Source organism: Paenibacillus sp. FSL K6-1558 (genome assembly GCF_038002565.1).
In the GTDB taxonomy this organism is placed as follows: domain Bacteria; phylum Bacillota; class Bacilli; order Paenibacillales; family Paenibacillaceae; genus Paenibacillus; species Paenibacillus polysaccharolyticus.
In genome coordinates, this window is record NZ_JBBOCV010000001.1 from 3,175,478 (window position 1) to 3,198,031 (window position 22,554).

Annotated in this window: 13 protein-coding genes; 2 read left to right on the forward strand and 11 right to left on the reverse strand. The window is 48.4% G+C overall.

Annotation, left to right across the window (positions count from 1 at the left end; all coding sequences use genetic code 11):
* Positions 1-26: 26 nt before the first annotated feature.
* Positions 27-1,388: an FAD-dependent oxidoreductase gene (locus MHI38_RS13715; RefSeq protein ID WP_154892001.1), complete on the reverse strand. Its 1,362-nt coding sequence runs from the start codon at positions 1,386-1,388 to the stop codon at positions 27-29.
* 517 nt (positions 1,389-1,905) lie between these two features.
* On the opposite strand from MHI38_RS13715, the gene pelA reads away from it, so the two are divergent.
* Positions 1,906-3,102 carry a pectate lyase gene (gene pelA / locus MHI38_RS13720; protein ID WP_445667210.1) on the forward strand — a complete coding sequence of 399 codons (1,197 nt, stop codon included), beginning with the start codon at positions 1,906-1,908 and terminating at the stop codon, positions 3,100-3,102.
* Positions 3,103-3,226: 124 nt separating this feature from the next.
* On the opposite strand, the gene MHI38_RS13725 is transcribed toward pelA, so the two are convergent.
* The 10 genes from MHI38_RS13725 to MHI38_RS13770 all read right to left on the reverse strand — a co-directional run bounded on the left by MHI38_RS13725 (position 3,227) and on the right by MHI38_RS13770 (position 20,865).
* Positions 3,227-3,706, reverse strand: coding sequence for a glutathione peroxidase (locus MHI38_RS13725; RefSeq protein ID WP_090924172.1), 480 nt, complete (start codon positions 3,704-3,706; stop codon positions 3,227-3,229).
* A 65-nt stretch (positions 3,707-3,771) separates the two neighbouring features.
* Positions 3,772-4,590: a ferric iron reductase gene (locus MHI38_RS13730; RefSeq protein ID WP_186809859.1), complete on the reverse strand. Its 819-nt coding sequence runs from the start codon at positions 4,588-4,590 to the stop codon at positions 3,772-3,774.
* Positions 4,591-4,692: 102 nt separating this feature from the next.
* Positions 4,693-5,577, reverse strand: a complete 885-nt coding sequence (locus MHI38_RS13735; RefSeq protein ID WP_090924170.1) for an ABC transporter ATP-binding protein — start codon at positions 5,575-5,577, stop codon at positions 4,693-4,695.
* A 493-nt stretch (positions 5,578-6,070) separates the two neighbouring features.
* Positions 6,071-9,286 (reverse strand): GAP1-N2 domain-containing protein, encoded by a 3,216-nt coding sequence (locus MHI38_RS13740; protein WP_186809860.1) that lies wholly within the window; start codon positions 9,284-9,286, stop codon positions 6,071-6,073.
* A complete protein-coding gene (locus MHI38_RS13745; RefSeq protein ID WP_090924168.1) occupies positions 9,286-10,545 on the reverse strand; it encodes a TRAFAC clade GTPase domain-containing protein in 1,260 nt (419 codons plus the stop codon). Before MHI38_RS13745 ends, MHI38_RS13740 begins: the two co-directional genes overlap by 1 nt.
* A 126-nt stretch (positions 10,546-10,671) precedes the next feature.
* Positions 10,672-11,364, reverse strand: coding sequence for a beta-mannanase (locus MHI38_RS13750; protein WP_154892003.1), 693 nt, complete (start codon positions 11,362-11,364; stop codon positions 10,672-10,674).
* A gap of 21 nt (positions 11,365-11,385) precedes the next feature.
* The gene (locus MHI38_RS13755; protein WP_341181313.1) at positions 11,386-12,669 is read right to left on the reverse strand and encodes a vWA domain-containing protein; all 1,284 of its coding nucleotides are present in this window, start codon (positions 12,667-12,669) and stop codon (positions 11,386-11,388) included.
* Between the two features lie 177 nt (positions 12,670-12,846).
* Positions 12,847-15,429: a transcription initiation factor TFIID gene (locus tag MHI38_RS13760; RefSeq protein ID WP_341181314.1), complete on the reverse strand. Its 2,583-nt coding sequence runs from the start codon at positions 15,427-15,429 to the stop codon at positions 12,847-12,849.
* Positions 15,430-15,442: 13 nt separating this feature from the next.
* On the reverse strand, positions 15,443-18,832 hold the full coding sequence (locus MHI38_RS13765; protein ID WP_341181315.1) for a tubulin-like doman-containing protein: 3,390 nt from the start codon (positions 18,830-18,832) through the stop codon (positions 15,443-15,445).
* 239 nt (positions 18,833-19,071) lie between these two features.
* Positions 19,072-20,865 carry a VWA domain-containing protein gene (locus MHI38_RS13770; protein ID WP_154892005.1) on the reverse strand — a complete coding sequence of 598 codons (1,794 nt, stop codon included), beginning with the start codon at positions 20,863-20,865 and terminating at the stop codon, positions 19,072-19,074.
* A gap of 409 nt (positions 20,866-21,274) precedes the next feature.
* Between MHI38_RS13770 and MHI38_RS13775 the strand changes: the two genes are divergently transcribed.
* A complete protein-coding gene (locus MHI38_RS13775; protein WP_341181316.1) occupies positions 21,275-22,210 on the forward strand; it encodes a hypothetical protein in 936 nt (311 codons plus the stop codon).
* Positions 22,211-22,554: the final 344 nt, after the last annotated feature.

A 22,554-nucleotide genomic window follows, 5' to 3' on the forward strand; every position in this document is an offset into this window, starting at 1 on the left:
CCTACATTCATGACTCACCTCACGACTTACACCAGCGCTGGCGCTTTAACCTCTACCGGAGGCAGGGCTTGCAGACCTGCTGTGTTCAGGAAGTTCCAAGGTTTGTTGTAGTGCGGTTGGAAGAAGAAGTCGATAAACGCCAGCTCATCCACCGTCATGTTGTTCTGAATACAAACCGAGATCGTATTGATCGACTGCGTCAGATCCACTTGTGACATTACCTGTGCACCGACAATCCGGCGAGTCGCTTGTTCGTAAACCACTTTAAGCAACAGTTTCTCAGCCGTTGGCATGAACTCAGGACGGTAGCTGTCTTCCAGAACAACCGATTCGACAACAAGCCCCTCTTCTTTAGCAGACATCTCGGTCATTCCTGTTCCTGCAATATTTTGCTCATAAATTTTGATGCCCGATGTGCCCTGTGTTCCCATATAAGGTGTCGTTGGACGAACCAGGTTTCTCGCTACGAGTGTACCCATCCGCACGGCGTTTGTTGCTAGTGGAATGTAAGCCGCTTTGCCGGTTGGATTGTAGTGGATCGCACAGCTGTCACCTGCAGCAAAGACATCTTCCTGACTAGTTTGCATATATTTATCGACGATAATTGCACCGTTTGGCAACATATCCACTTGGCCTTTAAGCAGCTCCGTATTTGGACGGAATCCGATGCAAAGAATGACCAAGTCAGTCTCAAACTCCCCTTTGGATGTGATGACTTTGTTTACCTTGCCGTTCTCGCCCGTAAATTTCTGTACGGTTTGACCGAGAGCCAGTTTAATGCCTTTATTCGTGAGCGTATCTTCAATTCCATCTGTAAATTCAGGATCAAGGTATTTGTTCAAAATACGATCCACGCTGTCGATCAGCGTCACTTCTTTACCGTTCATCTGGAATGCTTCGACCAGTTCCACACCGATGTATCCTGCGCCGACTACAGTAACACGTTTCGCATCTTTGGCTTTTTCGATAATAGTGTTGGAGTGATTGTAGTTTTTGCAAAGCAGGATGTTATCCATCTCGATGCCTTCCAGCTTCGGCACAACAGGCCATGAACCTGTAGTCATGATCAGTTTGTCAAATGTATCTTCAAATTCTTCCCCGGTTTGCAGATTTTTAGCCCGCAAGGTGTGGCCTTTGGCATCCACTGCTGTAACTTCGTGAAGCATCTTGGTCACTACCCCGAGATCTGCCAATTGATTCGGCGAAGAGTAGAACAGGCCGTCAGGGTCTTTGACTACTCCACCTACGTAGAGCGCAATACCACATGACAGGAAAGAGATATTATCATTGCGTTCATATACGGTAATGGTGGCATCCGGGTATAATTTGGCGGTATTTACGATGGCTGCTGTTCCTGCGTGTGTACATCCGATGACTGCGATTTTCATGAGAGTTCCTCCTTGGAGTATATAAAAAATGAGTTTAATAAACATGGTTGATTTTGTGAAATAATTCACTATTTGTTCGGTAGATCACTTGTGATTTATTTCACTTTATACACTCATTATAATGTGATCTTTTTCACAATGCAATAGGTTTTGCAAAAATAAATTCAATTTCCTCATAAAACATGCGACAGTTCTACTTTTTTCTTAAGTTCGCCATAGATTTTATCGTTATAAGTACGGACCCAATCTTATTTTCACTGCTTACATTTTCCCCGAGTTGCCTATTGCTTATGCTCTCCAAATCATTCAAATTCCGTTTTAGCGCAGTGCCAGCTATCTTCTATCGAACACAATGGGCAGGATGAATGAACAGAATGCAAAAATGGATGCCATTTGAAATTAAAGGTTGATTTCTTTATTGGTAAGCGCTTACAATATATAGAATCCTTTTATTGGATTATATGTTATATATGTTCCATATTAGTTCGGAAAAATAATAGCTTGAGGAGGCGTTCACTTGAGTACCCCTAAATTGTTAGCCCCATTACGCATCATACCCGTTGCACTTTCTATGGCCATGATCACTGCCGCATTAGTCACTCCACATGCCGCTGCTGCCGATGTTAATCCTTCCTCCGCCCCAGTGACAATTAAAACCGAAGTGTTGCCAAGCCAGAAGTCTAGTTCTACCCTTGTAGATGTGTCCTCTTTGTTGCAGAAATTCAGGGATATTAGCAACTTCGCCACAGGGGATCTCGCCAAAGATACGGCTTATGCATTGAATATCGTATCCTGGCAGATGCCGCACGGCGGCTTTTACAAAGACATGGAGAAACAATATGCTACCCCTTGGAATGGTGTAACGGAACGTTCTGGCTGGAAAGACCCGAGCGGTGTTGAGCTTGGAACCTTCGATAATGATGCTACAACATCGGAAATCCGCTTCCTGACTGAAATGTATGTCAAAACCGGTAATCCGATCTTTAAGGACAGTGTCCGCAAAGCCGTTGATTTTATTCTCGTGTCACAGTACCCTTCGGGTGGCTGGCCTCAGGTCTATCCTAAACGCAGTAATTATTCGGATGCCGTAACGTACAATGACAATGCGATGGTGCAAACGATGATTCTACTAGATGATATCACCCAGCGCAAACACGGGTTTGATAATGATATTCTGACGAGCCAGGAACGCAGTAAACTAAAGCTTGCATTAGATAAAGGTATTGCTTATACGCTGAAAGCCCAGATTATAAATAAGGGAGTACCTACTGTCTGGGGTGCACAGCATGATCCTGTGACCTATGAACCGTTACCTGGCCGAGCCTATGAGCTGGCTTCCAAATCGGGATCAGAGTCAGTTGCCATTACCGCTTTCCTTATGTCTCTACCTCAGACACCTGAAATCGAACATGCTGCTAAAAGCGCATTGAAATGGTTTGATACCGTTCGTGAAGATGGCACCAAATACAATCGGCAAGGCCCCGTTTATTTCGAGCCCGATGCTGGCAGTGTCATTTGGTACCGTTTCTATAACGTCGATGAAGATATTCCTTTTTACGCAGATCGGGACGGCAAAAAATATATGAACATTCTGGACATCAGCGAGGAGCGCAGACATGGCTATTCATGGGCTGGAAGTTATGCTCGTAATCTGCTGAAGCTTGCCTCCGAACAAGGGTATTACAAGCTTAGCAAGCCACTTCCCAAATCATAATAATTTTGAGTAGAGTATTCTGTGTAGATACAACACTTTAGACAATAAAAAGAAGCCTGTCCCTGCGAAATAGCAGGACAGGCTTCTCGTCATCATACGTTTACCTTACAGCAGATGTAGCACATTAACCTAGCAATTGCTCAATCGTTGCACTCATGGACTCTGGTGATTCTTTCGGTTCAACGCGGCCAACAACTTCACCTTCGCGGTTCACAAGAAACTTGGTAAAGTTCCATTGAATGTCGCTGGTTTCACCTGATCCGGGCTGTTGTTCTTTCAAATATTGAAAGAGGGGATGAGCCTCTTCTCCGTTCACATCTACTTTTGCAAAGACCGGGAAATTAACGCCGTAGTTAATCTGGCAAAAGGATTCAGCTTCTTCGCTTGTTCCCGGCTCCTGCCCACCAAATTGGTTACAAGGGAATCCGAGTACGACGAGGCCTTGATCACGATAACGGTCATAGAGCTTCTGCAATTCACCGTATTGCGGGGTCAATCCACATTTACTCGCTGTGTTTGCAATAACGAGCACCTTGCCTTGATACATATCCAGCGGCACTTCCTGATTTGCGGTGGTTACCGCCTTGTACGAATATACGGACATTGCTAATTCCTCCTATGAGATCGTAATATCCCAATTATAAACGTGTTCAAGTGTGAACTTCAAATTTACCGGGAAGCTACAATCGCCTCATATCGAGTTTGCCGCTCAGCTTTGCTCAGTTTGGGACACGTGTAACAATAATCTTGACCCCCGTCCACCTTATAATACAGGCAGCATGTTGACTTCATTAAGATCTTCTCCCCCGGTTGATACGGGCTGTCTATCTCTACCGGCTTGAATTTCAACAGATTTTTACGTAATCCCAGAACTTCCGGTGGCATCGTTATGACATGCTCATACCCCTGAATAACAGCTTCTCGCTCCTGATCTGTAATCTCCATCTGAACAGCCAGCGTTTTGAACCATCTCAGGATCGACGCAAGCTGTGCCCACATCTGACCTGTATTCGCCCCGCCAGCCAGTGCCACTCCTTCAATTAAAGGCCGAAGCTGTTCTCCGTAATAAGCTGCAAGCATCGCCTGACGTGTAGATGTAGAAGCTACCGCTGAGTGGTGCTCGTCGTTGACGGGGGGTGCTGGATGAGCCTTTTCAGCGTCATCTAGCAGTTGAAAATGAAATGCGGGATATCCGTCCTGCAGGGTGAGTTGTAATCGAATATTATCCAGAGAAATATCCAGCACCTTGTCACACATCGCGTTTAGGTGATGTATACCCAAGAGCAAACCACGAACGGAATGCATGAAATACACCGCTGCGGTTTGCAAGCTATCTGCACGCAAATGTTCGTTATATGCTGTTAGCATATCTCTTGCCTGCTCTGCGTCCCTTAACGAAGCCAGAGGTGCAGCGTAAACAGAGTTCAAAATGGGATTCCTCGAAATACGTGCATATTGTTCAAGCCAGGTGTAATTGATTGCGCTCATTAATTGAAACCTCCTGTGAATGCGAATGAGCCGCGTGCTAACAGCGCACAGCGGCTTCATATCTATAATTCAGGATCGCACATCCGATCCAGCTCGTTTATTTTAACTGCCTGTTGCTTGCACACGATGTTCGGCGCGACCTGCCGCATGAACCATCGCACTGTTCACTACCTTGGTTTCAGGAGCAACTGGTTTTGGACGTTCGCCAGCGAGCGCATATGGCAAGCAGAGCGGTACATTGGAGCGCGGGTCCATAACGATGTCGGCTTCAATGTTAAATACTTCACGCAGCACGTCTGAGGTCATCACTTCAACTGGGGAACCTTCTGCAATGGCTTTACCTTGCTTGATGCCGATCATATGCTGTGCATACCGAGATGCATGATTCAGGTCATGGACGACCATCACAATGGTACGATTAGCAGTGGCATTTAGATGCTCCAGCAACTGCAATACTTCAAGCTGGTGAGCCATATCGAGGAAGGTTGTCGGCTCGTCCAGGAACAGAATATCTGTTTCCTGTGCAAGTGCCATAGCGATCCACGCACGTTGACGTTGTCCACCGGACAACTGATCGATCGGACGGTCATGAAACTCCGTCATGCCAGTCACTTCGATCGCCCACTCAATCATGCGTTTGTCTTCTGCACGCATGGAACCGAATCCTTTTTGATAAGGGAAACGACCATAGGAAACCAATTCTGTAACGGTCAGCCCTTCCGGTGCTGTAGGATTCTGAGGCAGAATCGCTAGTTGCTTGGCAACTTCACGCGTAGACTGCTTATGGATGGACTTGCCGTCGAGTAACACGCTACCTGCCTTCGGAGACATAATACGTGCCATAGTCTTCAGAATCGTTGATTTCCCCGAACCGTTGGCTCCCACAAGTGCGGTAATTTTCCCTTGGGGAATCTGAATGTTCAGATCCTCAACAATCAGTCTTTCCTCATAAGCGATATCCAGCTTGGACGTCTCCAGACGAAACATGCGATCATCCCTCTCTCATTAATCCCGGTATGTATTCCGGCTATCATAACGACAACGAAATTGAAATTATATTCTGATTCATTACTTCTGAATTTTCCGACGCTTTAACCTTCTAAAAGAAACTGTTTAATCTGCTACACTAAAGATACTGATAATCATTATCACTTGTCAACCAAAAATCCCAATTTTTTTGATGATATAAGGCATTCTTTGCTCGAAATCAGCATCTCGATGGCTACTATGACACTTATTATATGAGAGTATTTCTCAGTCATTCCGTGCGATTTTTCACCGCTCGCCTAATTACCTTAATTTGAATCAATTGATATATGTCTAATTTGTGAACAAAAACAACTCATCAGCACACTTCATCTAGAAAAGATAATTGTTACACAAAAAAAGATGATTCTGAAACCTCCGTTTCAGAATCATCCCTCAAATCTCACTTTATAGTTCCTTGCCAGTTCCAATTCACATGGTGCCTAATACAAATTCAGCTTGGCTTCTGCATCAGGTTAATCGTGATCCCCGAGCCTTCTGCACCTTGCTGGATGCTCACAACTTGATCGGGGTTGATATCGTCTGGCAACTTAATCTGCATGCCATAGGGGTACAAGCGATCTGCTTCTGCCAAGGTTAACGGTGCCTTAGTATCCGTTTTATTCTGGCCCTCTGGTGAAGCTTCATCGGTTGAATTATCACCTGTTTTATTTTGGCTTTGCTCCGGTGATTCATTTGTTGTGCCGGTTGACGCGTTGTCAACTTCGGATGGAGCACCCTTATCCGCTTCACTCGTTGAAGCATCTGGCTGTTCCTTCGAGGAATCACCTTGTTTCGTTGCTGTCTCGTCTGTTACGCCAGTCGTTGAATCAGCTGAACCTTGACCTGTATTTTCTGTATCAGAGCCTTCACCACGACTCAGGCTTTCCCATTGGTCTGTAACATCGATATCCTTTGTGCTTCCGTCATCCATACGTAGCTGAAGGTCCCCCTTTTCAAAAGGAATTCCGCCTGTCTCGCTCCGAAAGCGGATGACTAATTGGGCTGGTGATTTAGACCCTTCCTGCTTGTTCTCTGCAACAATATAAGCAATGTAGTCTGCTGGCTTCTCTTCTGGATTCGTGGCAACTACAGGTTCCCGATCTATGGGTGGCTGTGCCTCAGGTTCAGATGAATTGTTCATCAGAGCATACGTACCACCTGCAACACCAAGAATCAGGAACAACAGCAACAATCCCAGCCACCGTGTTTTCTTCCGTCCTGTTAACATGCGCATGAACGGGGAGGCAAGTTCCGCTTTGGCCCGATCATAGACCGGCTTCAGCGCTTTTCCTGCTTTGGCATAGTACGGCTTAAAAGCAGACTTGGATCGGAACGCTTCCCGATCATGCGTTTTGAAATACAGGATGATGGCATCCGCATATCCTTTATGTGCGTTAGAACCGCGAACAAACATGCGCTGCGCACCAGACCATTCAAAAAAAGTATAGATCTCTTCGGGGTGCCCCATATGACTGCGTGCAAACTCGATCAGACCCGAATAATCAAGCCGATTACTCCCGCTACCCCCACGATAAAACGCAAGCGACAATGCCTCATACGCTGGTGTTCCCGGCTGATTCCGTAGCTCTGCCGCGAGCCAGCGACGAGTCCAGCGCTGAAGCTCATCCCGCTCAGCAAGGGAGAGAGATTCCATTCCTTCTTCCGCATTACCGTCACCGCTAAGCCAAGCTCTGGCTGCCAGCATCATATTGGTTCTTGCAACGACATCCGAACCTTGACGTACCGACCAATCCCGAACCTCATGCTCATGCTGCAAAATATCGATCTGCAACAGTTGCTCCCGATTCACCCGGTCCAGATCAAGATCCTGGATCATAAACAGGTTGATGACATAAGCAAGTTTGTCAGCTAGCTTGGTTAAAGCCTCCTGATATGCAGCCTGTTGGCCGCGAAGAGATGAGGCGGTTGGTTTGCTAGCAGGGGACACAGTCTCAGCACGCTGTCCTGAGTCGGCAAAAAACTCTGTTTGTCCGATATATCCGGTAATTTCCGATTCCATCGCACCACTCTCGGTGATAAAGTCCAAAACGCTAACCCGTTGAAGAGCTTCGTTCGCTGATTGCACCGGATTGGGCGCAGAACACAGTCTTTCCCGTAGCTCGGTACAAGACCGTTCCACTAAAAAAGCGGATTGGATGGCAGATGGATGAGCCGTAACCCATCGCTGGATAAGCTCAATCACACCTGCTGCCGTTTCGGTACGTTTCAGCTGATTGTCCAGATATGGCTCAAACAGCAGTTCGGTCAATGAAGCATTACCCAGCACCTTATCAAAAAAGGCCTGATTCAACTGAGCATCCCGATCCAAAATGGTATACAGCTCCTGCACAGCGCGCAATCGTTTCTGCGCTCGCGCATTGTTTACACCGTAGATAAAATAATCCACAATCCGGGCCTTCACCACTGGTGCAGCGACCCGAAAATACTCACCGATGCGAGAAGCCACCACTTCTTCAGGTACATTTTCCCGCCGTACACTATCCAGTTCCCGGCTGAGCAAGGTCAGGAACAGTTCGTTCAGACGTGAACGCTGCTGTAATCCGCCCTCCGGCTTCAGATATGTCAACAAGCCGCTCAAGACCTCATGTTTGTTATTCAGATATAAATCCTCTACGCCTTGTTCAAGGCTGTAAAATACAGATAGCTCCCCATAGGCTTCGATGGAAAGTTCACGTCCAGGCTCCATGCCTGCCAACATCTCATCGGCAAATCCATAAAACTCGGCCGACCTTGCCTGATCCTGCATCAAAAACCACGCAAATTCTGCATATGGTAACTTCGCAACTGAAGCATCCGCGTGCGTGACACGCCCAGAGACGAGATCAAATGTAAAATCCTTCTCCGTATTTCGATCCTTGGGACGCAGTGTGCCACGCTCCACAAATTGCACATGAATACCTTTCTTGGCCTGTGGCTCTTTGGCAAATGTCATAAAACCAAGCTGACGTCGGAATGCATACGGCAATGCCTTGTACAGCAGACGAAGCAATGCCTTGGCTCCTGCTGTTACTTCCTCTGCTGGCACATCCAGTGCTATGTATACCTTGCGACGTGCCGCCACAGATTGCATCACGGCATACAGCATACGCTTGAACAATGTCTCGTCCATTTTCAGAGCGCTTAGAATCTGGCTCGGTGACGTGTTTGCCTCAAAGCTACCGCCGGGCAGTTCAGTTCCAAGTCCTGCTCCACCTTCTGTCGCTAAAGGCAATGCTGTCAGTGCAGGTAGCTCTGTACCCTGCTCGATATCATATGAGTTGGCGAACACGGCATCCAGCCAGTCGCCACGTTTCATATATTCTTCCGAGCTTGCCGGTGATAGAACATAATTGTGAGCGAAAAACGCGCTGCGCAGGCCGGTAAAATCCGCAGCCTGATACACATTTTGCCCGAGAATGGTCTCGCCACTCTCCAGATGTAGCAGGTGCATCGAAGCCGGATACTTGCTCTCGTCCTTATCACTTCGGCCTGTCAGCTCCGCAGGAGCATCATAGACACAGTAAGGATGAAGTATTTTTTTGATAAAAGAAGGTTCCAGTCCCGGTGATGCAGCCACCGTGTCAAACCCCTCCGTTGTCCGGAATACCCCGCGCCGCTCTCTCGTGTACATCTGCTGTTCAATGGGCGGAGTGTTGGTAGAACGCATCATCCCACTCTCCCCTCAATGTACTTGAGTTTGTATAGCAGCCACAGGAAAGGCTCGTCCACTCGGATGGGACTAACCACGCCCTGAATTTTCATATCTACCGGATTACTTCCCAGCGCAGATACGGCAAAATAAGCGGTGTCTTTGAAATACACATCCATCGTACCTTTAAACGGACGATCCACTTTCTCGATAAAACGGCGAATCTCCCCGTCGATATTCTCAAACTCGGTCAGGTCGAAAGAGTCGCGGTGAACCATGTTGCGGAACACATTGCTGTTGGATTTGATGTAATCTCCCTCCTCGTCCTTCAGGGAATGCAGCATGTCACTTTTGGTGAGCACGACAGCGGTTGGAATATTGGTTTTGGCCTTGTCTTGATAGGCGATAAAGTCACCGAAAAGGGTCAGCACCACATCGCGTGGCTCATCGTACTTCGGCGTCCATTCTCCCGGTTCGTTACCCAGGTTAATGCGGATTTTGTCCCGGATCGAACGAATCTGAAGCGGGTCAACCATGAACAGAATACCTGCCGAGTTTTTGATATGCTGTCCGTGCAAGCCCAGATAATCCTGCTCCACCATACCTTCACCTGCCACGTCAAAAAACACCAGGGTCAGCGGCGCTTTATCCTCGTCCTTGAACACAAACTGAAAAATAAATGGCTCCTGCAGCTTTTCCTTCTGCGTGGAATCCAGCAAGTCGCCTCGTTCGAACAGCGGCTCTTCATAATCCGCACGGAAACGGCGGCTGATCTCGGCATTCAGCGGCATACAAGCGGCATCAAAATGATCCGCAGTATAATGCTGCAACGTATGAATTAAGGAAGTCATATACACGGATTTCCCGACCTGGGATGCACCAATAATTGAAATGATATTGCTTGGTGCCTTACCCGCTGTTACAGGCAACTCATTATGACAATGCGGGCACAGACGGCGGCGTGTCATCACACCGTAACGATCATTCAGGCCCATGACAATGTTATCCGAATAGATTCGGTGCTCCTCCGGTACATCATAAGGTGACAGTACAGCTTCCATATCAAATACCGTATCCAGCCCAAAGCGTTCACGATATCGGTTAAGCTTGGCATCTTCTCCGAGTGCATAATCCTCGTCATCGTCACGATGGTGAGCCGCACGGAACACAACCTCTTCCGGTGAGAATTTGCTAAAGCAGTATGGACATACGATATCGTAGAACAACGGCCGTTCCTCCGGCTGCTGTCTCTTCAAAAACCGGCTAAAAAAACTCATAGACACTCCCCTCCCCTTATCTGTGTAAAATACATCCAAGTTAAATGGAGTTATTTACAAGGTACACTTCGATGACAGAACAACCTTCCAATCGCTTGAAAGCTCAACTTCAGTCGTCATGTCTGTTTAATCTGATATCAGCCTATAGGCAGCTCCGTACTTGGGGCCGTCCGTGAAGAATAACCTGATATAGTCGTCTTTGGCCACTTCCACGGGCGGCATTTCATTTTTCCCCGGTACAAAATCACTCACAAATGGATACTCCGTTCCATCGTCCTTGTTCAGCGGAACGCCACCTTGTTTACGAACATAACAAAGCGCTTCTTTAGGCACAGGTACCTCAGCAGTTACCGTGATCAACACCGTCTTGCGTTTCTGAAAAAAACCGCTCTTATAGCGAATGGCAAAGCGGATATCCGCCTTGCCTGCACTTGCAATGCCCTGATTATCTTCATCCTGCTGACGGATCAGTACAGGCCCATCCTCATGCATCTGGCATGCGTACACCGTGTACTGAATCGCACCAAAGCCGGTAATTCGATCCACATACCCGTTATTCGCCTTGTACTCCTCTCGCGTATACAGCTTCAGCTTGCCCTGTGTCGATCCGCCCACATGGTCTCCATAATCAGTAACACTCCTGTGTTCTTCACCCACACGATCCGTATTCATAAGATTAAGTTCCAATCGTTCCACGTATACCGCCTCAAGTTGCTCCGGCCAGAGCCAGCGAAGTGTGCAACGACCTTCGTCTACTGCGAGCGTCAACTTTCGAATCCGGGGAGCCGAAGGATCTGCATCTGCATTCATAAACCGCATATTCCGTTGACCTCCCCGATGTTAGAATCCTTTGCTGCGTGTATCTCTTGGCCGCCTACCGAATCCTTCCGCAGAAGAAGTTCCACGGCCAGCATCCCGGCGCCCTTTGCTCTTGCGTGGTGTGTTCTCTTTGATCGGAACAATCCAGGAGAAAAGGGTAAGTATACCTGACAGGATCAGCATGGCTCCAAATCGAACGAAAGCATCACCCACACTAGAACCGTTTAACCCCCACTCCAGTAACAGTCCGGCTAGCAAACCTGATACTGCACCACCTACACCGAAGCTGAGTGCAAGATGACGGTTATCAAACACAAGTCCAAGGGATACGCCAAGCGCCACACCGATCAGCAGCAAAGCCACAACACGGAAAATGGCCAGATACATACTGTGTTCCATCGCACCTGTACGCTCCGTCACGAGAGTACGTTCATCAATCGTATCGTAAATCTGTTGGAACGCGACATTCAGCCCACCTGCGTCAGGTACATCATAGTACATCCCGCCGGTTTGCTGAGCAATGCTCTTAAGCAAATCCGTCCCCGAAGGGTCTACCAGGCTCAGACCAACAGTATGGATAGCCACTTGTTCCTGTACATATTGCGGCAAAATGCCCGAGATATCAGCATCACTGAATCCGTCCGATAACAGGATAACGACTGTTCCCCGTTTCGGATCTTGTTTGTCTTCGATCAGTTTCATGCCTTCCCGGAGTACCGCATCAAAATTCGTCCCCCCGGATGTGGTGACAATGCCGTCGATTTTGCTATTCACTTCGCTTTTGGCAGCTTCACTATCTACGGCAATAAACGGCTGCAACAGTTGAGGCTGATCGTCAAACGTAATGACAGCCACCTGTTTGTCGCTCTCCATCTGATTAATGAGCGTCTTGGCTGCTTCAAACCGCCCGTTATTGGGATCAGTCTCGTTCATGCTGCCTGAATTATCGATCATCAATATGATGTCTTTGACCTGTTTTGCCCCGCCCGGATTGATCTGGTACAGCAATTGCAATCCCATCCCTACAACCAGTAGCAATGCTAGCGTTGCAGGCACAAGCAGCTTCCAGGACAAGCTGAGATACCTGAGCTTCCACGAAGCACCGTTCAGTCTTGGTGAGATCATCTCTGCCAGTAGGCAGAACAGCCCCACGCTAAGTGCTAGCACACCGAAATATAACCCCATCAGCAGCAGGCGCGGCATTTCCCCAAGCCACTGATGCAGCATGATTTCTCCTGCCGCAAAACCAACTGCTCCGCCAATTAGGCTGAACAGCACCAGGAGAAGATTGATTTTTCGCTGCATGTCTGCATGCATCCTTTCTCAACGCCCGCCAGAAGCGGGCTGACTTAGTACCCACGAAACATAGAACGACACCTCTGCTTAATCTAAGCAAGTTGAACTTAAAGATGGTTTACCTCTACACTCCCTTAACAGGATGCCCCTTCCAACGTGCATTGTGCTATATGTTCTTTCATTCCGCTACCGAAGCGGAGACAGTTTCTCTGCTAGCTCCGCAGGATGAAGCTCATAACCATTTTCCGTATACGAGTCGTAGTACACCTTGCCGTTGCGGTACACCATAAGATCCTCCAGATGGAAACCACCCATCAGATTAAGCTTCTCTACCCCGCTGCTACGTTCCTCATACACCACACCCAGCTTGTAGATGCGTGAGGTTTCCTCGGCATGTGCCGCGTAGTCCATAAAAGCACTGTGATGGTCGCCAAAAAAGTACTTCTCTTCATACCGATGCTCTTGCGTATAGTCGAACACCCGTATCCGAACAACGGCCTGATCTTCCAATGTGCGATACAGCCTGCGGAATAGATCATCTCGGGTCAACACATCCCGATCCCTGTACGTAATCGTCACATTAGCTCGCTGCAGTAGTTCCTCTTCAAACGACAAGCGTAGCGGTTCCGCGGAAAGCAACAAGTCACGGCAAACTTCCATTAAGCGTGCAAGCAAACGGTCACTGCCTTTGATCACAAGCTCATTCATGTCTCCCATGTAGCGATCTTCGAACCATACTTCCCGCCCCCGTCTTGCCTCCAGATCGGCGATCAGTTCTTCCGTTACTTTGCCGTAATACTCCATGACGTTCTGACCAATGTATTCGTCAGCAGCGGCAATGCTCTCTTCCGCTACTTCACGCAATGTACGCTCCAGCGCTTCAAGTGAGGTTGTAACTTGACGACTGTAGCGATGCAGTTCTTCCATTTCCGTATCGTAGATACGAAGCAAATGCAGTTCATTTTCCAACCGTAGCAGTTCTACCTTGGGTTCATATACACGTTCCAGTAAACAATCGATTAGATTGCGCACGTTCTGCTTATCACGGAAGAGCGCACGTTTGATCGGTTGATCCTCCACCCGCTCTTGCTGACGCTGTTCCATCAGTGCCCGTGCGGATTCGAGTTGCATCGATTTGTCGCGGATCAGGGCGAGCAGGGCTTCACGAACACTCCCTGGCTCACCGTCGCTCCAGGCAGCCCACTGAAAGTATCCTATTTCGGGATATTCCATATGAGACTGCTCGGCCTGACGGCGAAGCGACCCCGAAGAACTGCGCTCGCGTACACGTTCCTGCACCGGACGGACAACATTTTCACGGAAATAGGCTTCCGCTCCTTCTCCATATAGCGCTCGCTCAGCCTCTCTTAAAGAGAGCGGCTTGAGTTCAGCAAAGCTGCGATTATGCGTCATGATGCCGCTCATGCCACTAACGAGGTCTTCGCTTGGCAACAGCCCCTCCACCTTACGTTCCACGGAGGAGGCATCCAGTCCGAAAAAGGTCATTTTGTCCTTGATGCTCCAGTCTGGCTCCTGTTGCATCCGGCTGAGCAGATAACGGTACAGATGGTACAGCACGGTCAGTGCAATCGGTTTGTTCGGCCGCCTGATCTCGGCAAAACCTGCACTGGCATACCCATGCTGATCCGAGGTGGTACGGATATTATTTTTAAACGACGTATTATTGTAGGTATTCGCGCCCGTGCTGGCGATGGCAGCCCGGTCTTCATAGCTTTCCTCCTGCTTTCGGTTCTTCAGCAGGCAGATGCGGCAGATGATCTCGGCATTTTCAATCCAGCCGCCAGGTACACCGGTGCCACGTTCGTTTTTGTCCGAAAGTACATAGACCAGATCAAACAAGGGCGCTGCAGGATGGGTTACGGGAATGGATATCCCGTCCTCCGTCACCAGCAACTTGCCGCTGAACATGTAATCCAACGATTGCATGTAATCGAGCTCACGCAGAAAAGCAAGTCCCGCTGCGCTGGCATATCCAAAGGAATCGACCTGCTCCATCTCACTAACCAGCACATGAAGATCCGTCTGTACCGACTTGAAAGACTGTGCCAGAATGGTCTCGGCCAGCTTCGTTATCTCCGGCAACAGTACATTCAGCGGATCATCGGCCCGGGTAATGACGGTTACGTAAATTCGATCAAAGGACGAATACAGCCGTCCATATTCAGCAATACGGTTGCTTACCCGCCGCATCATTCGATTTAATCCAAAAAGCGCCGCTGCCGACTCGTGAAAGCTACGGTGTACATCCTTGCGCAGCGTTTTGGAAGAGCTCCGCTGTGAATGCGAGGTGGAGATCGGTAAACGGTGGTACGTGACCTGAGCGTTTTCATAGGATGACTCGGCCCCGTAACCTGATTTTGCTTTCTCCTGATTGTGAGACGAATTCGTTGCATTCACTGCATCCACTGGATTCAATGTGTTTGAAGCATTTGAAGGACTCGAAGGACTCGATGCATTTGCAGCATCGGCTTCATTCGATGTATCATCTGTCCCAATGTGTACGTATACTACACCGTCTTCGTTATCCCACTTCAACTGGTTAATATCATGCACAGCGGACACCGCAGGTTTCACCAGATCACCAACAAAAAGGAACAAGGCCGGGTAATGGATGCTGCTGCGTCCATCCCCTTGGCTTCCTTGGCGTTCCTGTTCTACGGCGTACCGGGAAGCGTACTTGTAAAGCTCACGCTTTAAGGCGTGCTGCATCCCGTTTTCTTTTTGCTGCATATTCATTGGTACATTCATACCATCAGCCACCTTATTTCAGCCTTCTGCGAATATCGTTCAGCTTCGACGACATCGTTCTGTAGAACTGGTAGATGTCTTCTCCGTTCGCGAGTTCTACCCGTTCATACTCCAGACGATCACGTGACTCCATAAACAGTGCCGCCAGATCATCCAGCTTGCTCAGGAGCGGTGTAATATCCTCGGAAGCGGTCAGGTCGTTGTCGCGACGGGAGGATTTGCGTAGCAATGTACTGCGATCCTTCTCGGACAGGCCGCGGAAGTTGCCAAACACTTCGTATTCAGCGAAATTACGGCTTTTCATCAGGTTAGCGAACGGTTCCCATGCGTCTTCCTCCGGATCACGGTCATAGACGTATAGTGCACCCTTTTTAACAATCGTATCTGTATAGAGTGCTTCGATAAAGCGGTCATACCACTGCTCTTCATCCTGATACTGTGTGAGAATGCCTTCCAGTTCAGCCACTTTCGCTGTGATCGCATTCATCTTCGCCAGTTCTTCACGTACTCGCGCGATGAGCTGCGGAGAGCGTACAAGGTTCTCTTTCGCCATATCCTCATTAATACTTCCGAAAATATCCTTCGTGTCCACCCGCGGCAGTCCTTCGGATTGCAGGCGTTTCAGCTCCATAACAGCTCGTTTCACCTCACCCAGATTCGGTGCGTTCGATGTGAGGCGCATGTCGTAAGCAGCCAGCTTGGCAGACAGGTCAAACGGTTCCGTCGTGACAATCGCATATCGGTTACTTGTATTTTCATCCTGCGATTTGGCAGTGACAATGTTATAACCGAGCGCTTGCTCGAATTCATTGCGAACCCGTGCATTATACTGCTTCACGCGGGCATTCTCGTACACATCTCCCCAAGACTTTTCCGGGATTGGAGATGGCAGGTACGTCCAGTTATTTTTCTCCGTCTGCACCAGATGGCGTCCAATACCCTCTTTGTCCAAAATCGTGCGTTCATAGCTCTCTTCATACACTTTGAGCGGTGTATATACAAAGAGCGGTACCCCGTTGCGTGTATTCAGCCAGAAAATACGGTTCCGCACTTCGCTCTCTTTAACAGTAAAGTGAGATTTGCCTACGGCATTGTTCTGGTAGTTACGAATCCCTTTCAAGATACCCGGAGCCTGTGCTGGCACGGACACAAACCCCCAGGAAGGGAAATGTAGACTGCCTGTGCTATTGCTCAGATTAAATACCGGCACGGCCTCATCATCCAGCTTACCTGCAATAAAACGTTCCACGAATTTCTCAACGGACTCGTCTTTCCCATATTTGATCACCAGGAAATCTTCCATGGAGCGAGTAATGAGATCACCAAACTTCTCACTCAGGAAATCAGAGATGGAGCTGACGATATCAATCTCGTTTTCCTTCACCCACTGGCTCGAATTCTCCAGCAGCTCACGCGAGAAGTCGCGGATCAGATCATCCGTGTCGCGTTTGTCCAGCAACCCGTCCACCACGCTCACGATATCCGGTACACTTACCACGTTCCAATAATAGGTTTTGTTGCCTTTATGATCCGTTTGCTCTTCGCCGCGTGTCAGCAGATCGCCGTTCTTGGCAAAGATGGAGCTGAGTGCATTCAGCGTCTCGGAAAATACGTTATAAATGCGACTGTTCTCTTGATTCAGCAGCTCATACAAGTCTTCATAGAACTCAATCATCTGGTCGTTGCGTTCCACATCGGCATGCAGCCAGTATTCATGAATTTTCGCTTCGATATAAGCATTCTTTTTCTTCTCTTTGGAGACAAAAGCACTCTTCGCATCACCCAGCTTCTCTTCGGATTGCTCCTGAGCCGCTTCAATATCACGTGGAATGCGGAATGCATTTTCCCGTAGCGTTTCGATGTACGACTGAATCATTTTCAGTACACAGAATCCTTTTTCGGTATAAATCAAACGAGAGACATAGAACGGCCCCTGTTCAGGATGCAAAAACATCCGCCGGATCTGCTCGGTAAACTGACCCGCAATCTCGCCCGGAAGCTGTTTCTTCGCCTTGATATATTCCTCACGGGCACGTGCCAGGAAGTTCTGTTCCAGCTCCGTATCCATGTTGACGACCTGGGATTTCACCACGTTGCCATAGGATAGACGTTCGCTGTTCTGGTAACCCGGTAGCGGTTCAGGTACGCGGGATTCGAAGGATTTGACGACACTTTCGAGATCGATGCCCAGCTTACGTGCAAACTTCTCGGTATCTTCCTGATTCGGTGCTTTGGAGAACATGGTGCTCATTTTGTCGAACATCCGGTAGGCCAGATATGTTGTCATCTCTTCAATCGGCAGTACAGCCGAAGATGCACCGATGATGTTGTAGTCGTAGTTGGCCGGGTACACTTTGTTCATCTGTGCGATGTTGGTGCGAATGTTGCTGATATAGTCATGGATCGCAAATTCCTCACCCGACTGCTTCTCTTCACTGGAGATAAAGTTGGTGATGTTCTCCGCCGTAACGTTCATGCAGTAGTCGTAGGCATTCTCCAGCAATTTACCTTCCGTATTCGTCGCCGAGATCAGATGACACAGGTTAAATGGCGGCAACGGTGAGTTCACGGCCAAAATGTTGCCGTACTTCTGGGTAAACCGCTCACCGCGGCTGTCCACGTTCATCCAGTAATCCAGCTCTTTGAGCGCTGCATATCCATTCTTGCGAATATATTCGCGTGTATGCTCACTCAGGCTTTTATTGGACAAGTTCACGTCTGGCGTAAACAGGTAACCGAGCGTGTTGACGCGGTCAATCCCGGCAGAGCCGTGATCCCGCTCAATGATGCCACGCACGATATAGGAAATATCGAGGAAGCAGCCGCTGCCTGTACCACCGGACAATCCGGTGAGCAGGAATACCATTAGTTTTTTATTCGTACCAACGGATAATGTTTTGATCTTTTTATCGATGGCCTGTACGACTTGATTGATCTTCGTAAACAGCAGCAAACGTCCAGCCTGACGCACCCCTGCGGCTCCGTTCATACCGTCCGTGATGCTCAGTTCAGGAGACAGCCAGTCTATAATATACGGCTCCAGCACGCTGCGGTTCTGCAAAAGGCCACCAATCTCGGCATTCGAAAGCAGTACAAATTCGTTGATCGGATCAAGTCCGATGCCTCTGTATTTCTTCGCGCGATCCTGTTCGTTCGTTTCAAACGCCAGAAATTCAACGTTGTCCGGCTTCTCCATCTTTTTCTTGGACACCGGGTCTTGTGGCAGCTTGAAACGACGATTGATCTGATATTTCAGACGCAGTAGCGCGTCAATTCCCGTTCCGCCCAGACCGATAATCAGAATCGGGTTGTCAATCGTATCGACCCTGATTTTCTCACTGACGATACCTCCGCCCAGTGATACATCCAGTTGTTGAATATGTTCTCTCACGATCGGTTTCATTCAATATCCTCCCTGTATTTCAATTAAAAAGACTAGAAATATCATTTACACTTGCCACTCCGATGACAGAATAATCTTACGATCGCTGTTATCCCCGGATATCTTTGAATATGTTTTTCAAGGTTGATATCCGGTGATAAAGGCGAACGCTTCGCTTCTCCAGCTTTTTTCTGTCCTCTCCGTTAACGTGTAAATTGAAATCTGTCTTTTAAAGCTCTCATTCACTGAGCTCTAACACGTTACACCAAATACTCAATCAAAATCGTTTTATCCGCCTGTTGCAGCGGGATGCTCAGTCGATCACCGTTCTTCAGTTCAACGCCTGAGCTTGCATCTACCGCACGACCTGATTTCTCCAGCGTACCTCCTGCGGTATTGCGAATGATCAATCGGTCTCCATTGCCAGGAGTAAATATATATTTTTCGGTTTCCTTCAGTTCAGGATCAAGCTGCAACAATTGATGCAGGTGGAACTTGCCCCGGAAGGATGCCAGCTTTTTGTATTGCGGATAGGATTTGTCTCCAGTGTTCTCATCCCGAATCTCCACGATGATCTGACCGACAAAGCCGCGGTTTTTGCGTTTCAGCCAGCCCATCAGGAACCAACCGCAGGCCGCCACCACGATCAGGGCAATCACACCCAGGATGACGGGCAACCAAGGGAACGGCTTATCATTCGCAGCAGGTGGCGTTGTAGGTTTTGCCTGACTTCCGCCTGTGCCCCCTGCGTTGATGACAATCGGTGCACTTTCACGGTAAAAGCTGTCTTCCTCTGCACGGATGATCAGTTCATAGTTGTGATTGTCCGGCACTTCAAAGGTTCCGGCAAAACCGGAGCCGGTGTTCTTCAGCGGTTGCTCTTCACTCTTGCCTGCGTCCTTGTCATTCACGATCAAGGTGGCCTTCATGTCCGCGTACAGATCTTTATCTTGTAGCGGTTGACCGCCATTTTCCAGCCTCGCTGACAGGTCGATCTTGTCGCCTTTCGTATAGGACTTGGTCTTAATTGGGTCCGCAACGAGTTGAAGATCGTAGTTAAACAGCAAGTTGATATCGATGCTGTCTTTGGGAGCCCCTTTTACCCGAAGTTTCCAGTCGCCCTCCTGAGGTTTCAAGAGCTTCACCAGCGAATAACTTTTGGAGGTAGATAGCTTGGCCTCATTCGAATTCAGGTTTACGTTCTTGCCAGAAGGATCGGTTAACTGTACCTGTACTGGCTTCGAAGACATGATGGAAATATTGGCCTCGAGCACGCTGTCATTCGGCACGTTCACGGTAACTTCCTGATAACTGCCGTTTCCGGTTACAGAAGGTAGCTTCACAACATTCAGCTTGGCATGATCGGCGAAAATTTCACTCAAAATCTGCGGCAGATCATCCGGTGTATCGGTGATAAACGACTTGCCTTTTGTTTGTTTGGCAAGGTCTGCAAGTGCATTTTTGTTCAGCTTGCCATCGGCATTCAGTCCGATCGTGTAGACTGGAATACCTTTCGCTTGCGCATCCTTGACGGCTTTTGCCAGATCCGCATCCGACTCGCCCTGGGTGCGTCCTTTGCTTTTGTTAAAATCGTTATTGCCATCCGCAAGCAGTACAATCATGGGCGAGTGCGACGGGTCGGCCCCATGGCTCAATATGTTCATGGCTTCCGCAACACCTACGGATATATCGGTGTATGGGCCTCTGCCAAGCTGGTCGATAAAGTCTTTCAGATTACTTTTATCTGCGTCAGACTGAATCTCAAGCATTGCCTTTTCTCGCTCCACCTGATCGGTATAAGCCACGATACCTACTTTATCGCCGACGGTGGGCAGCATATCTATAAACATTTTCATCGCTTCGTTACTGATCTTGTCGCGATCACTTGTATTCATCGAGTTGCTGACATCGGCTACAAGCACCGCGTCGATTCCACTCGTTTGTGCCTGGGCAGCTTCCGCTTGGGGGAGCAATGCCGAAGGCAGCAGCAGGGTTAGTAATGCCAGCAGAACCAGAGTTCCGCTGAGCCAGCGTTTTTTGCGTATCCGCAGCATGGGCTGTACTCCTTCACGTTTGAGATTAAAATGCGAATAGTTTATTATAGGCGTCAAGCCTTAAGGAAATCTTAACAGTCTTCTAATAAAATCTGAAAAGCACCCCTATTCTGAGTTACAATTTTGTAATGTCTGACAAAAATCGACGATTTTAGCGCTTTTGTTGGAATTAAAATTCCAACTATGGAAATATGATATAGCTATTACCAACAAACCGCAATATAACAGCGCTTGATCTTCAAGCCTTAGAAAGGGACGGAATTATGGTTACATACGTATGCCTCGCCATAGTGTTTCTTTTTGTTATGATCAAGGTGATCACGTTTCAGGTTCATCGGCGAAAGACCGTCTCCCGTGAAGACACGGATCGTACCCTGTACAATATTCTAAATGGTGGGCGTGATGGAGCATGAGTAGTACGAAAAAAGTAGTATCCATCCGGCCTTTCTATCGAACGACATATGCCTACCAAAAGTTGCATATCTGCAAACGCTGCGGGCAGTATACCTGCCTCTGGGAAGATCAGTGCACTTCCTGCGGACGTAGCACCCTTGTCACCGTAGAGGAAAAAGCAAGTTCACGAGTAAAACGCAGGATGGTCCGTGATGCTTTCTTTGTTCTTTTGATCGGCGCCGCAGCTACTTATTTCGGTGAAACGCTGGACCAGTCTATGATCGCTGTTACGATGACGCTGTTACTGTTCGGCGGCCTAATCTTCTTGCAGCAGCGTTCATTCCAGATTGAACAACGGCGCGAAATGAGACAGTTGCTACGATTGGACGAAGAGATCATTCGCCAAGGGATCAATCAGAACTGGGCCCTTGTTGCCGAAGCGCGAAAAGAGGACGAGGCACTCGCCTACGAGATGTTGCGCGAGATCGGCTCCCTGATCTATAACGACCGGATTCGTCTGCAACAGATCGCGTTACTGCAATCCTTCGTGTTACGCAGCGATATGGACTTGCAACTTAAACCGCTACTGCTCCAGAACTTCGAGCGACTGCTCGCCGAGTATATTGGCGAAATTGCCCGGCTGAAGCCGGAACTGATTCGTGAAGACGCGATTCGATATATCGCCACGTATGAGGTTCACATTTTACAGTTGCATAATGGCATCAAGATTCTGACCGCCGTGGCGGCTGCTGCCGTGCGTAAGAGCAAATATATTGAACTGTTTCCCAGTCTGATCACCCGCTATGCACGTTTCATGCCCAAAGACCGGTTTATGCGGCTTTATCACACGATCGAGCGTTATCCAACCAAGGCACGCGGTGGACTCGCGGAGTCCGTCGGCCGGGTATATAACGAGAAATACCGCGACCAGTATGCTGATGTCCATGGGTGACCGTCTGTGCAACAAGCCGGTCTATATCGTATCAAGACTGGCTTACGTTCAGATTCGGATTCATAAAAAGTGAGCGAACCGCGTGTAATAACCAGTTAACCCGTAAGTAAAATAATGCAAATCAGCTCCCTAATTATAGACGAACGGTACACCGAGCTTCCCTGCATTGTTGTGATCTAGTAAGCAAGATATCGTGCCATCTTTTAATCATATAAGTTTTAAACCAAAAACACCCCGTCCTTAGGTCTAGGATGAGGTGTTTTGTCGTTCTGGTTCATATTGTGCGAATTCTAACGATCACAGGGGAGCCATCATAGCGTGGTGACTGTATAACGAGTGAAGGC

Coding starts and splice junctions, on each gene's coding strand:
- MHI38_RS13715 (WP_154892001.1), bottom strand. CDS start 1,388: ATGAAAATCGCAGTCATCGGATGTACACACGCAGGAACAGCAGCCATC.
- MHI38_RS13725 (WP_090924172.1), bottom strand. CDS start 3,706: ATGTCCGTATATTCGTACAAGGCGGTAACCACCGCAAATCAGGAAGTG.
- MHI38_RS13730 (WP_186809859.1), bottom strand. CDS start 4,590: ATGAGCGCAATCAATTACACCTGGCTTGAACAATATGCACGTATTTCG.
- MHI38_RS13735 (WP_090924170.1), bottom strand. CDS start 5,577: ATGTTTCGTCTGGAGACGTCCAAGCTGGATATCGCTTATGAGGAAAGA.
- MHI38_RS13740 (WP_186809860.1), bottom strand. CDS start 9,286: ATGCGTTCTACCAACACTCCGCCCATTGAACAGCAGATGTACACGAGA.
- MHI38_RS13745 (WP_090924168.1), bottom strand. CDS start 10,545: ATGAGTTTTTTTAGCCGGTTTTTGAAGAGACAGCAGCCGGAGGAACGG.
- MHI38_RS13750 (WP_154892003.1), bottom strand. CDS start 11,364: ATGCGGTTTATGAATGCAGATGCAGATCCTTCGGCTCCCCGGATTCGA.
- MHI38_RS13755 (WP_341181313.1), bottom strand. CDS start 12,669: ATGCAGCGAAAAATCAATCTTCTCCTGGTGCTGTTCAGCCTAATTGGC.
- MHI38_RS13760 (WP_341181314.1), bottom strand. CDS start 15,429: ATGAATGTACCAATGAATATGCAGCAAAAAGAAAACGGGATGCAGCAC.
- MHI38_RS13765 (WP_341181315.1), bottom strand. CDS start 18,832: ATGAAACCGATCGTGAGAGAACATATTCAACAACTGGATGTATCACTG.
- MHI38_RS13770 (WP_154892005.1), bottom strand. CDS start 20,865: ATGCTGCGGATACGCAAAAAACGCTGGCTCAGCGGAACTCTGGTTCTG.
- MHI38_RS13775 (WP_341181316.1), top strand. CDS start 21,275: ATGAGTAGTACGAAAAAAGTAGTATCCATCCGGCCTTTCTATCGAACG.